The sequence below is a fragment of the Paenibacillus sp. GCM10012306 genome (assembly GCF_042649265.1).
Lineage (GTDB): Bacteria > Bacillota > Bacilli > Paenibacillales > Paenibacillaceae > Paenibacillus_AQ.
The window spans coordinates 545,456-559,110 of the sequence record NZ_JBHRYW010000003.1 but is presented as its reverse complement, the minus strand read 5'-3'; the positions used below and the strand labels follow the sequence as shown (position 1 = coordinate 559,110).

Here is a 13,655-nt window from a genome sequence, read left to right as displayed (position 1 = left end):
ATGGTTAACCTATTCTTCAAATTGTCCGGCATATGCGCCGTAGCCTTTGGCCTCAAGTTCAGCTTTTGGAATGAACTTCAACGCTGCCGAGTTGATACAATATCTAAGCCCTGTAGGCGCAGGACCATCCTCAAACAGATCGCCCAGGAATGAATCGGCATCCCGGCTTCTGACCTGGGTAGCTGCCGAGAACAAGCCACCTTTTTCTTTCAGCAGAACATGCTCCTTGTCTAGCGGCTGTGTGAAGCTGGGCCAGCCTGTTCCGGCATCGAATTTGTCTTTGGAGCTGAATAACGGCTCACCGGACACAATATCCACGTATATGCCTTCTTGCTTGTTATCCCAATATTCATTCTCGAACGGTCGCTCATCTGCGTCGTTCTGGGTTACATTGTATTGAAGCTTTGTCAATGTTTTTAGCCTCTCCGCTTTGTTGAAGTCCTTTTCGTTGCCCACCTGATCAGCCACCGCTACTGTAAGTTTTGCTCCCCAGGTACGGTCCAAATAGGCGTCTCGACCCGATACAAACTGGGTAATCTTATAACTGATCGGATTTTTTTTATAGTAGTCCTGATGCTCTTCCTCCGCCATGTAGAATTTAGTTGCAGCCGCAATCTCGGTTACAATTGGCTTTTTAAATTTACCGGAGATAGCAATTTCATCTCTGGAAGCTTCAGCGGCGGCTTTTTGCTCCTCGCTGTTATAGAACACAGCGGTGTGATACTGTGGACCGAGGTTGTCAAACTGGCCGTCTGCATTCGTAGGGTCAATGCTATGCCAGAATACCTGAAGTAGCTTGTTATACGAAATCTGACTCGGATTATAACGGATTTCCACAGATTCGAGATGTCCGGTTCCTCCAGAAGATACTTCGTTATAGGTCGGATCCTGAGTATGACCTCCGGTATAACCAGTCGACACACTCAGAACGCCTTCGAGGTCCTCAAAGTACGGCTCTAGCTGCCAGAAGCAACCTCCTGCAAAAACTGCGGTTTCATATTTCGTTGTGGAACTGGCATGAGCGATATTCACAGGTTTATGTTCCTCCATCATGTTTGTGGATTTAATAGGTGCATTATAGAAGGAATAGGCCATGACGACAGTAAAAGCAACGGGTAATACGAAATATCGAGTTTTTTTGAACTTCAAATCCAGCCACCTCCTTTTTCTTAATTTGAATTTTATCAAGAAAAAACCCGCAGCAAATGTGCGGGTTTTCATGAATTTGATGAATTCTAAACTGTTTTTTAAGCGATTTAACAGGAGGATTTTCACCCCCCTGCCAAAAGTCATGCTATACGGTTACCTAAAATGACGTACTGAAAATACCGCTGCCTGCGTTCGGTCGCGCAGCCCGAGTTTGGCCATCAGGCTGGATACGTGGTTCTTGACTGTCCCTTCCGAAATAAACAGCTGGTCGGCAATTTCCTTATTATTCAGGCCCAGACCCAATAAAGCCAGGATTTCCTTCTCCCGATCAGTCAGACTCCCCAGCAGCACATCGTCATTCGCACTAAGTAATGGTGGCTGCACGGATGGGATAGCCGGCATTTTATTCAACTCCTTCAGCAACATGGCCGTAATATCAGGCTGAAGGACCGTTCCTCCATTGTATATCGTTTGAATAGCGCTGACGATAGCCTCAGAGGGCATGTCCTTCAGCAAATAGCCATGCACACCCTTCTCCAGTACCTGCAGTATCAGTTCTGCATCATCAAATGTGGTCAAAATCAATATTTTCGTCTCGGGAAAGTGCCTGAGAATCAGCTCGGAGCCTTCCACACCGTCCATACCTGGCATACGAATGTCCATTAATACGACATCGGGCTGCAGTTCTGTTACTTTGGCATACGCATCCCGTCCATCGACGGCTGTTCCAACTACTTCCATACCTAGCTCCAAATTGAGGATGGTCGCCAGACCCTCCCGCATTAGCCGTTGATCGTCAACTACCAGTATTCTCAAGAACCTGTCCTCCCGTGTCTGTATTTGGGTAAGGAATGTTCGCTTGGACCACAAACTGCATATGGTCATCCTTCCCAAAGGTTACCCAGCCATTCCATTCCTTTACTCTCTCTTGCAGATTCAATAATCCGAAGCTCGGCTTAACTTCGTCTGGCACGTCACCGTCATTGCTGATGCAAAGCGAGAAGCCACCCTCCGAATAGCCAATCCGAATGAGGGCATGTGCTGCATCGGCGTGTTTCTTGGCATTTGTGAGCGATTCCTGTACAATGCGGTAAGCAGTAAGTTGAAGCTCGCCCGGCAATTGCACAGCGCTGCCTTCGACCTCAAAGCGAGTCGCAACCTCCGCATATTTTGTGAATTCCACCGACAGCTTGTCCAGGCTTTCATGCAAAAACATCGGTTGGACCGGTTCGTCCCTGATCGTCCGAACTGCAAACCGGACCTCCTGAAGAGCAGAACGTACCAAGTCCTCGCATTCTAGATAGACACTCTCACTGCGTTTGGCATCTACCAGGCTCAGCTTGCGGGCGGCCTGCATTTGCACAATCAGGCTCGTCAGCTTGTGGCCGACCGTATCATGAATCTCACGGGCAATCCGTACACGCTCCCTGGAGACTGCCCATTCTTCCGCCTTGATGGCATACTCCTGAAGATGCTCATGAGATTCCTTCAACTGTTCATATAACATCAGTGTATCCTTACGCGCCTTCTGATAGAAATGGATCAGTGTACTGACAATGCCTGCGAATATAATGAATGAGCAGGTAATGAAGTAACTCATGCTGTCAAACTGCTTATATAAATACCAGTCGACACTACCCATTGTCACCAGGTAGAGGATCAGCAAAAAAATGCAAGTTATGATAAGCATGCGGAAATTGTTAAAAAACATGAGGATCGCCAATGCCGTAACCCCAACAAATAACTGATTCGGAAAATATCCGCCGATAAAGATATAGCCATAAGCAGCGGATACCAGAAAATCCAGGATCAGCAGGTGAAACATCCATTTTTTCCGCTTCTCTGCCCTGGAGTAGAACAGATTAACGAGAAGGAACACAGCAACCGAAAATACAAGGAAACTGAACCGCCAAAAGGCCTCAATTGACGTCTCAAAATAAAAAATGCCGGAGACGAGTAGACCCAATATGAGCTTGAGCCCGAAAAAGAGCTTCCATGGAGGACCGCCCCCTTTAATGAATTTCTCATCTTGAAGCACTGGTGCTTTCCTTCCCTTCATCGAAGTGTAATTTCGTTATACTGGCTAGTATAACATATAGTTTCTTTTCTATGATGATGGATGAGACTATCATTTCATATACATTAACTCTAACCTTTTCGGTTTACCGAAACCGAAAAAACCATCGTCAATTTCCACTGACGATGGTTTTTTGGAAGAAATGTGGTAGGATAACGATCTTGTCGCTTCTAATATCTAATGCACTTCCCCACGTGCAGCGCGCGCGATACTTTCTGCGAAAAGAGGAGCCTCTCGTCTGTTATGATCTTCCGATATTTTTTGACGGGACTCGGCCGCCTGCTCAAACGTAAGTCCCTGACTCTCGAAAATACTCAATAAATGTTCCGACGGATGGGTTACCACAAAATTTGTAAATTCGGTTTGATTGGCGTTGACGGGTTTTACACTAAGCTCCCAAATCACTTGCATTTGGGTTCGTTGCTCGTTCGTAATAAAGATATCGGTCGTGGAGACCATCCGGCATTTGTGTTTTTCGACGACCTCTCCGACATAATGCTGGATCGAGAGACTGGTGCCAATTTTCTCCACGTTTATCGACATTGGACGTCCGTCTTCCGTCGTGGTTGTTCCTACCGCAATATGGTCCGGGGGACAGCATCGTTGATATTCGGGCTCAGAAAGTGAAAATATCCATTTTCCAATATCGACCTTTTCCACTGGAACATCGATAATGTGACTAAAACTTGATTTTGCGAGCGTTAGGTCTTCGCGAATCTTGGACATAAACAAGCCTCCTACTTTAAAGTAATATTTCGTTCGTTAACTCGTTCATTCTCAAGATTAGAACTAAATCTTCAAGTTTCCGTAATCAAAGGTTGCGAACTATCAGATGAAATTACTTTCGTGCAGCACGTGCGATGCTTTCTGCAAAAAGAGGTGTTTCACGTTCGTTGTGATCCTCTACGATTTTTTGCCTAGCTTTGGCAACCTCTTCGAATACTAACCCCTGACTTTCGATGGTTTTCAAAAAATCCTCGGTAGGATGTGATTTTACAGAATTCGTATATTCTGTCTGATTGTCATTAATGGGCTTTGCGCTAAGCTCCCATATGACTTGCATTTGTGTTCTTCCGTTGGTAAGGAAGATGTCAGATGTAGAGACAAGCCGGCAAAAATCCTTATTGACGATTTCTCCGACATAATGCTGTACAGCGAGACTGGTGCCGATTGTCTCAACATTGATAGACATTGGACGACCATCTTCCGTTTGAGTAACACCTACTGCAATATGATCAGGGGGGCAGCATCGTTGATATTCAGCATCGGAAAGCGAGAACAACCACTTCCCAATATCGATTTTCTCAACAGGAACGTCGATAACATGACTACAGACTGATTGGGTAAGTGTAAGGTCTTGGCGAATCACGGGCATTCCAAAAGCCTCCTTCATTAATTTAATTTCATGGTTATTATCAGACTGCTTAGACGGGTTTATTCAAGAAAAAATGAGAAGCATTCTCTCACGTTAAGGGTCAGTTTATCAAATGATGAACTTCTGAAAGCCAAGTTTTCCACAAAATTGATATGGACAGCGATCATTCTTACGACTACCAGTTGGAAGAATGATCGCTGCAATAACGTCAGTCAGAATCAGAAGTTTTAAATCGATTCTTATAGTTTGGCAAGAAGTTCTTCTGTTGTGAGTATGGCATGGGCAAATGTCGGGCCGTTAATTTCATGCGCCGCATGTAGTGCTTCTTTTGTAAAAGCTGATGTAGCATCTCTGACGAGCGTAACGTGGTAGCCGAGCTCCATACCGAATCTCGCAGTCGCTTCGATGCAAGTATTGGCTAACATACCAACAACGATAATTTTTTGCACACCATGCATCTTTAGCTGATGATCCAGGTCTGTGTTCGCGAATCCACTGCTGCCCCAATGCTCTTTAATAATCACATCGCCTTGTTGAGGCAGGAAATCTGGATGGAATTCGCCTCCCCATGAATCTTTAGCAAACACCTGACCTTGTTTTGCTTTAAGTTGATAAGGCGTTGGATGTAGCCAAGTATCAAAATCATTCGGCTCAGATCTGTGATGAGGCACATAAAAAACACGAATGCCGGCTTTACGAGCACTTTCAACGGTCTGCTTTAAATGTTCAATCATGTTTACGGATTCCGATACTTCTTTCGTACGAGGATAAAGTTTGCCTTCCTCTGACAAAAAATCATTATAAGGATCAACCAAAAGAAGACCTGTCGTTGTTTTATCGTACACGTTTGTCATGGATGTACACTCCTTTTATTGTTAACAATAGTTTTTATTCAAAAAGAAACCCGATGTCCTCGCTCCAGATCCCATTATCATTGAAACGCCCATCCTGATATTGTTCAACAATTAATGTTTATTATTCAGCGTTATAGCATCATTAGATTATCGTCATTTTAATACAGACAAAGTCATTTCAATAATTTGTTGTAATTTTTCCCTGTCCTTTATAGTTTTCACCATAACGCGAAGTCCTATCAGTGAATTGTTAAAATATTGAGAAAGTCCTTTGGCGTCGAGTGTCTTGGAAAGTTCCCCCGACTCTTGCCCTTGTATGATAAGGTCATGTATTAACTGTTCCGTATAGTCCCAAAACTGATGAACATACTCGCTTGCCTCTGAATCACGTTTTGCCAACTCAACCGCGGTATTCACTATGAAGCAGCCCACAGGTGACTCCTCCCCCGGATGAATCACCCTTTCAAACAACACTCGAATGGCTTCCTTTGCCGAAAGCCCATCCACCTGAAGTTTAGACGATCGCTCTAACTTTTCGCTATAGCGTTTCAATGCTTTGATATACAAGGATTTCTTATCGCCAAAGGTATCATATATGCTCCTCTTATGAATTCCCATGTGTGATACTAGTTCTTGTAACGATGTTTTCTCATATCCTTGTTCCCAGAATAACCGCATGCCTTTAAGCAAAACAGCATCTTCGTCAAATTCCTTTGTCCGGGGCATCCTTCTCCCTCCCTTCAAAACAAATTAGCTGGAACAATCGGCACAATAATTTAGAACGATCATTCTCAAAAAGGCAATAGCATGCTACTTACAATCTCAGCACTAGCTTAAGTCGAACATTCGACAAGAAAGTAGCAACCGAATTGAAGTAGTTTGAAATGATGACACCTTGCTAAGGTCAAGCTTAATTTGACTTGGTTTGTCTACCCCATCTCCTTTCAAAGCAAATTTATCATATTGAGAACGATCGGTCAATATTAATTATTTACCGATCGTTCTCGAATGAGTGTAATTCTGTATATTTACCATTAATCTCGTCCAAGGATACTGCGGAAACGCCAACAAAGGTGAAAACGAGCATCGTCGGAATTTTACCAAGAACGGTAGCAGTAACAGATCGGATTAAAGGAATCTTTAATCATCCTGCGTTACCTTTAGTGTAATGTACCTGTAATCGTTGGAGCAGCAATATACATTTGATGCCATAAAATAAATACTAATATCGTCCATAGCTTGCGGCTTGCATCCACTTTGCCCGATCGATGATCTTCCAGCATGCCAAGCGCTTGCTTTGTATTAAGCCATGGGATGTCTTCCGCAGAACCGATAACCTCTTTAGCCCATGGGTACCATTCGTTTTTGAGCCAAATACGGATGGGAACCGGAAAGCCCAATTTTTTGCGACTCTGCACATCCGGCGGTACGAAATCCTTCATCGCTTCCCGCAAAAGCAGCTTGGTTGTTGCCCTATTCACTTTGTATTTGCTTGGGATACGGGAAGCCAGTTCAAAGACCCGATGATCCACGAAGGGGACCCGAAGCTCAATAGAATGCGCCATCGACATCTTGTCCGCTTTCATCAAAATATTACCGCGTAGCCAAGTATGAATATCAATGTGCTGCATCTTAGTGATATCGTCATAATGGGTAGCAGCTTCATAAAGCGGCATGGTCACTGCTTGTGCCGGCTGAAAGGCTCCCGTCAGGTCATCAGGCATGATTTCTCTCTTCTCGGCATCGAGAAATATCTTGGCATTACCATAGAAACGTTCCTGTAACTTTAGACTCCCTCTCTCCAGAAAGCTCTTCCCCTTCATTCCATCCGGCATCCCTTTAGATATTGCACCAGCAAGCTTCCGTACTGATGCTGGCATATAGTCAAACATACGCAAGGATTGCGGTTCCCGGTAAATATTATAGCCGCCGAAAAATTCGTCTGCTCCTTCACCAGAGAAAACCACTTTGACATGCCTGCTTGCCAGTTCAGAAACAACGAAAATTCCAGCTGCTGAAGGATCAGCAACCGGTTCATCCATATGCCAAAGAATATGAGGAAGTACCTCGAGGTAGCTTTGAGCAGTTACTGATACCTCATGGTGTTCTGTACCCAGATAAGCAGCAGTCTTACGGGCAAGCTCCAACTCACTGTAACCCTGAACATCAAAACCAACCGAGAAAGTGCGGGTCGGCTCCAAACGCTGCAGCATTCCTACCAGACCGCTGGAGTCGATTCCTCCGGATAGGAAGGCGCCTCTGGGCACATCACTATTCCGGTGAAGCTGAACTGATTCCATTAGCACTGTACGGGTCTCTTCCACAAGATCGGAAAAAGAAACACTGTCTTCCGCGTAAAAAGATGCCTGAAAGTAAGGTTTGATGGAGAATTGATCTTGCTTGATGATTAGCATATGTCCAGCCATCAATTTATTAATGCCTTTAAACATCGTGGCCGGTTCCGGAACGTATTGGAAGGTCAGATAATGGGAGTAGGCTTGTCCGTCCACTTCCCTGTCAAGCTTGCCTGATGCTAGAAGGGATTTGATCTCAGAAGAGATCATGATTCCACTCTGCGTTTCACAGTAATAAACGGGTTTGATGCCGAACGGATCACGGGCTGCAAGCAACAATTGCTGCCTTTGATCCCAGATGACAAGCCCGAACATTCCGCGCAACTGTTTGACAATGCGCTCTCCCTCCGCTTCGTACAACCGAAGAATGACCTCTGTATCGCTTTCTGTATGAAAGTGAACCCCCTTCTTCTGTAGCGATTCACGAAGCTCACGGTAGTTGTAAATTTCACCGTTGAAAATAAGCGATATTTCACCTGATTCATTGTGCATCGGTTGTGCGCCATGCTCCAGGTCAAGGATGCTCAGTCTTCGAAAGCCAAGTCCCACATGTCCATCCACATGTATACCGGAGTCATTAGGCCCACGGTGAGTGATGATTTCCGTCATCTGTCTGAGCATTTGTGTCTGTACAGGTACTTGATTTCGGTTATATATTGCAGTAATTCCACACATCATTAAGCGCTCCTTAACTTGTTTGTCTCTTCTTCATTCTAGGGAGCAAGTTTGAGCAAATCGTGATGTTAATATTACAATTCCGCTCATGGTTCTCCACAAATTCTTCACGCCAGACATAAACAAAGAGGATTTCCAACTATACATATTATTAGCAGAAATCCTCTAATTGATTTAATAACGGTCTAGAATAAATTTTTTTCGTAATCCTAAAGGTTACTAAAGAAACCGCCGGTAGCCCGAAGCAATAAGGTAAACCCGCGTCACCGATCTTAATGTGGGCAACAAACCAGAATAATGATCAAAATCTTAATCAAACATACCTTGCTCCTAATTACGAAAGGACAAGAACTTAATCCCTTAACACAAAAAAACCGCGCTTAGCGCGGGTCTGGTATTATCCCCTTTAAATAGACACTCAAAATAACCTTGCGTTAACATGAGAAAACAAGTGAACTTGGAGGGGGTTTTTGTATAAAAAAAGGACAGACACCTCAAGCGTACACAGAAGAATTAAAAATGAAAGCAAAAATGCATACAGCTGTTATCTAATATACTGCGGCCCTTACGTAGCGATCTATAATATCTCGCGGGTCCTTGAATCGCTTGAGATGTTTGGTTTGAAATACGACTACAATTCGCTTCTCAGGAATTACTCTGATCAATGAACCACCAGCGCCGGAAGCAGAAAAACCGTCCTTTTCAATCCACCACAAAAATCCGAAATTCCCCAGTTGAGAGCTTGTAGATGTTACTATCCATTCTTCAGGAATTAGTTGATACCCTTCCCATGTCCCCTTCTGCAAATAAAGCTGGCCGAATGTTGCCATATCCCGCGCAGTCATTTTTAAAGCTCCAATGCCAAGTCTTTGAGGATCTTCTGCTTCCCATTGATGAATGTTTAAACCAAGAGGTTCAAATAACCACTCCTGTGCCAAATCGCCTATTGTAGCATCGGTCGCCCGGCACAAACAAGCAGCTAGTATAAGAGCATCTGTATTTTTGTAGTTAACTTGCATCCCCATTGCATCACGTACAGGTAACTTCAGACTAAATTCAATCCAATTACGGCTAAGTATCGTTCTCTGCCATATTGGCTGGGAGTCACCTGCTAAACGTGGATAATACAACCCTGAACTCATGGTAAGTAAATGCCTCAAATTCAAGATTAGTACGTTTGGATCAATATCCTGAATAACCATTTCCGGAAAAAAGTCTAACACAGGCTGATCAAGGCTAGATAATATTCCTTTTTGAAGCGCGATTCCAATTAATGCTGATAAGATGCTTTTATTCACCGACATAACTGGAACCGCATCATCCGGGCCCATATTTCGATAATATCGCTCGTACACAATAGATCCGTCTCGCACGATTAACATACTTAAGACATTGGGGAATTTAGCGAATATCTCTCGATCCGCAAGTGCCAATTTCGAGGCATCGAGTCTTCCTTCGTCAGGAGTTAAGATATTCCACGACATTAACCCCCACCTCCTCTAAAATATGAACCGATGATAGAATTCGGTAGTAAGGCAAGCGTTTCGGGAGTACCTTCCGCAATGACCAACCCACCTGCGTCTCCACCGCCAGGTCCCATCTCAATGAGCCAATCGCATTTGCGCAAAACGGACAAGTCGTGTTCAACAACTAGCACCGTATTGCCTAGATCAACAAGGTTTCTCAATACTTCCATAAGTCGCTCCACGTCCACACAACTTAGTCCGGTTGTTGGTTCATCCAATATATATAGTATCCCACCTGTACGGCTGCGTCCTAGCTCCTTGGCTAATTTAATCCGTTGAGCTTCCCCGCCGCTAATGGTCGTAGAGGATTGGCCTAACTTCAAATATCCCATGCCTACCTTTTCCAGTACCTGAAGTGGTCCAGAAATAACGGCCTCATTACGAAAAAAATCCGCAGCCTCCGTTACAGACATTTCTAATATATCTGCAATGTTTTTTCCACTAACAGTGATATCTAGCACATCCGAACAGTAGCGAGTTCCATTGCAAGCATGGCACGGCCATACAAATGTAAATCCCCGGGTTTCTTTCTTGATCGTCCCTTCTCCATTACATTCAGAGCATCCGCCAGTTGAGTTAAAAGAAAAATCCCCCGAGGTTAGCCCCAGCTCTTTGGCTTCATTCTGATTAGCGAATAGGGTTCGAACTCTATCCCAAATCCCAATATAACTGGCAGGTGTAGATGTCTTTGATCGTCCGATAGACGACTGAGTAATGAATGATACCCCTTTCAATAAACTAGTGCCTTCAAGCACAGCGGACTTAGCTTCTATTGCGAACCCTTGTTCATCTTCCGCATCTGTTTCCTGATTATTATCAGCACTAACAGAACCAAAAGATTTAGTCAGCAATGGCGCTAGCGTTGAGGCAATCAGAGAACTTTTGCCGCTCCCTGAAACTCCAGCTACCCCTACCATGAACCCTAAGGGAAAGGATACATCAATGTCTTTTAAATTATGGGTTGTAGCGTTTTTAATCTTCAGCCTTGGTACTGCATCCGTGAAAGTAAAAGCTTGTCGTTCCCTCTGAAATCCTGCACATGTCATTTCGTTATCCCGACTAAGAAAAGGGGTAATTTGTGAATCCGTACAATTCAGATAGCCTGCGTAATTCCCCTGATAGACAATGCTTCCCCCTTCCTCTCCAGCGCCAGGTCCAATCTCAATGATCCAGTCAGCTGACCGAATAACGCCAAGATCATGTTCAACGACGATGACACTGTTCCCTTGAGTTTGTAATTCTGTCAACCTCTTTATAAGCTGATTTTTCTCACTTTCATGTAATCCGACGGTAGGCTCATCGAAAATATAAATTAGTCCTTCCAACTCTGATTCTAGATGTGCTGCGAGGAATAATCTCTGCAGTTCACCACCGCTTAAAGTCGGCATCCGCCGGTACAGTGATAGATGGGAGAGTCCCACGTCACATAGATGATTGATTTGCATCACAATTCGCTTAAGAACGCCTTGAAGAGACGGTTCTATTTCGAGTATAGTACCCGATACATCGTCCCAGAAATCCGCTTGTTCCTTTAATGTTTTCTCGGCTAATGCACTTATATGTAATCCCTCAATGGTCACATTTTGAGCCTCTTGCCCAATTCTAGAGCCGTGACAGGAAGGACAAACAGAAGAAACGCCCCCCTCTGCCCCAATGCTGATCCGATGTAAAAAAGGCATCAATCCCTCATACCCTGCAGATAAATCTCCATTTAGATATGCGGCTTTGGCTTTATCAGACAAGTTGTAGTAAGAGCCATTTGGATCGAATTCGTAAGCCTTCGCAAGTCGTTTCACTCCATCTTTCAACTTGCCAGGTGTGCCGCGCAAAACCGACGATCTATCGAAATTCCGCTCACTTATTGCTTGTTCTACCGATAAGGTGGATACTTGTCCTGTGCCGAAACATTTCAAACACATTCCAAGCGGGGAGTTAAAATTAAAATATGCCGCTGGTAACGGCTCTACCGTCAGGCCACAATCATGACAGAGCCTTTGTTCATCCGTCTCACCACCGCAAATACAGCGGTAATTTCCCGCCAAGGAAAATACAATTTGCATCAGACTAAGTAATCGCGTGCGTGTTCCTACAAGACTTCGAGGATTTGACTGCCGAATGATTCTCTGTTCTACTGCCACGGTAGGTACTAAACCCGTTATTTCGTCGAAACTATCCTCTTCTGTAAAATAAGATGAACCAACTGCACGCTCGTACCTGCGCTTACCTTCCTGATATATGAGATCAAACGCCAGCGTTGACTTCCCTGAACCACTTACGCCAGTGATGACGACAAACTTTCCCTTTGGAATATCTATAGAGAGAGATTTTAAATTATGTAGCTTTGCACCACGAATACAAATGGGATTCATAAACTTCCCCTTTCTTCAAACTAATTGATTAAAGCTAGCTTAATCATCACGGATTTACACACCAAAAGGTCTTTTCATTTGCAACGACTTTAAACCCGCTCGAAATAGCTGTTTTGATTGAATTTGTATTCTTATTATTACAACAATATTTAACGACATGTCCATTGCTGATTAAATAATTAGACATTGCGGCAACATTTGAAAGAGCGTAGCCCTTTTGTCTGTAATCCTCATGTGTTTCAAGGCCAATGTCCACAACAATAGGAGATAATGAGGGTGCGTTATTACAGCCTACAATTGAAACAATTTTATTGTCGTGTAAAGTACCGTAATAAACTCTATCTAGCATTAATTCTTCATATGAATGGGTTATGTTTTTATTTGAAGTGTCTGAATTGAACGGAATCGTTGAATTTTGAATGTTCGAGGATGTAATATTAGCTTTTGCACTTAATCCAAATATAGATAAATATTTTTCTTTTTCCTGATGCCCTGTATAAGGGGCTAATTTAAACCTTTTCACTTCTACACTTAAAAATTCAAATACGTAATCAAAAGCTTCTTCACTGAAGAGATTTTCAGAAAATAATCGATAAAAACCTTTTGCGAAGTCTATATAGTCAGATATGACTGAAATTACAATTTCACCGTCTGCAAATTGAATATATTTCAGTGGAATGTAGGAATCAGAAAATGAATCGTACATTCGCTCTTTATCATTTGCTATATCAATTTCATTAAAAATCACCTTTGGTTTTGTTACATTGTTCTTTACATTATAAGTATTTAAAATTTCTGTTTTAATTTTTTCAAAAGCGACATCATTCAGAAAGTTATTTCCGCTCATAATATCCCCCTGTTATATCTTTGGTTTGTATTTTCATACAACATAATTTGCATTGCTGATTTTAATAATAACATACAGAAAATTTAATAAAATTGAATAAATGGTTTTAACTGAACTATGCGATTTCACGCTGGAGAGCATCTCTCAATCGAGAACAGGCTTCTTCTATTAGATTAACTGTACCATGTACTTCTTTATAGTCTCTAATACTTGTTGGATGCCAAAATTCTTTGGGTGCGCCAGTACTCTACCTAACTTTTCCAATAGCACGCGCTTCATCATCTTCATATCACCATAGCCAGCTACATGCCGCTTTAAATCTAACCCCATAAATGTTTGCGGTATACAAAACAATCATTTGAAGACAAAACACAAAAAGCCGCAAGTACGCGGCTATTAAGTGTATTTGTTCTTGTCTTATTACACATA

General features: G+C 43.1%; 11 protein-coding genes. All 11 read right to left on the bottom strand.

All coding sequences use genetic code 11. The features are described 5' to 3' along the window. Positions 1-9: 9 nt before the first annotated feature. Positions 10-1,050: a peptide-methionine (S)-S-oxide reductase MsrA gene (msrA, locus tag ACFORK_RS09845; RefSeq protein ID WP_379198592.1), complete on the bottom strand. Its 1,041-nt coding sequence runs from the start codon at positions 1,048-1,050 to the stop codon at positions 10-12. Between the two features lie 252 nt (positions 1,051-1,302). Then, complete coding sequence (locus ACFORK_RS09840; RefSeq protein WP_379198590.1) at positions 1,303-1,932, bottom strand: response regulator; 630 nt, start codon at positions 1,930-1,932, stop codon at positions 1,303-1,305. Between the two features lie 13 nt (positions 1,933-1,945). Continuing rightward, positions 1,946-3,208 (bottom strand): histidine kinase, encoded by a 1,263-nt coding sequence (locus ACFORK_RS09835; RefSeq protein ID WP_379198151.1) that lies wholly within the window; start codon positions 3,206-3,208, stop codon positions 1,946-1,948. A 195-nt stretch (positions 3,209-3,403) separates the two neighbouring features. Next, positions 3,404-3,952: a hypothetical protein gene (locus ACFORK_RS09830; RefSeq protein WP_379198149.1), complete on the bottom strand. Its 549-nt coding sequence runs from the start codon at positions 3,950-3,952 to the stop codon at positions 3,404-3,406. 112 nt (positions 3,953-4,064) lie between these two features. Then, the gene (locus tag ACFORK_RS09825; RefSeq protein WP_379198147.1) at positions 4,065-4,601 is read right to left on the bottom strand and encodes a hypothetical protein; all 537 of its coding nucleotides are present in this window, start codon (positions 4,599-4,601) and stop codon (positions 4,065-4,067) included. A gap of 239 nt (positions 4,602-4,840) precedes the next feature. Next, positions 4,841-5,455: a cysteine hydrolase family protein gene (locus tag ACFORK_RS09820; protein WP_379198145.1), complete on the bottom strand. Its 615-nt coding sequence runs from the start codon at positions 5,453-5,455 to the stop codon at positions 4,841-4,843. A 153-nt stretch (positions 5,456-5,608) separates the two neighbouring features. Continuing rightward, positions 5,609-6,181: a TetR/AcrR family transcriptional regulator gene (locus ACFORK_RS09815; RefSeq protein WP_379198143.1), complete on the bottom strand. Its 573-nt coding sequence runs from the start codon at positions 6,179-6,181 to the stop codon at positions 5,609-5,611. 434 nt (positions 6,182-6,615) lie between these two features. Continuing rightward, positions 6,616-8,487, bottom strand: a complete 1,872-nt coding sequence (asnB, locus tag ACFORK_RS09810) for an asparagine synthase (glutamine-hydrolyzing) (protein WP_379198141.1) — start codon at positions 8,485-8,487, stop codon at positions 6,616-6,618. 545 nt (positions 8,488-9,032) lie between these two features. Further along, positions 9,033-9,968, bottom strand: a complete 936-nt coding sequence (locus ACFORK_RS09805) for a serine hydrolase domain-containing protein (RefSeq protein WP_379198139.1) — start codon at positions 9,966-9,968, stop codon at positions 9,033-9,035. Continuing rightward, positions 9,968-12,379 (bottom strand): excinuclease ABC subunit UvrA, encoded by a 2,412-nt coding sequence (locus ACFORK_RS09800; RefSeq protein WP_379198137.1) that lies wholly within the window; start codon positions 12,377-12,379, stop codon positions 9,968-9,970. Before ACFORK_RS09800 ends, ACFORK_RS09805 begins: the two co-directional genes overlap by 1 nt. A gap of 46 nt (positions 12,380-12,425) precedes the next feature. After that, a complete protein-coding gene (locus ACFORK_RS09795; RefSeq protein ID WP_379198135.1) occupies positions 12,426-13,226 on the bottom strand; it encodes a GNAT family N-acetyltransferase in 801 nt (266 codons plus the stop codon). Between the last annotated feature and the right edge of the window lie 429 nt (positions 13,227-13,655).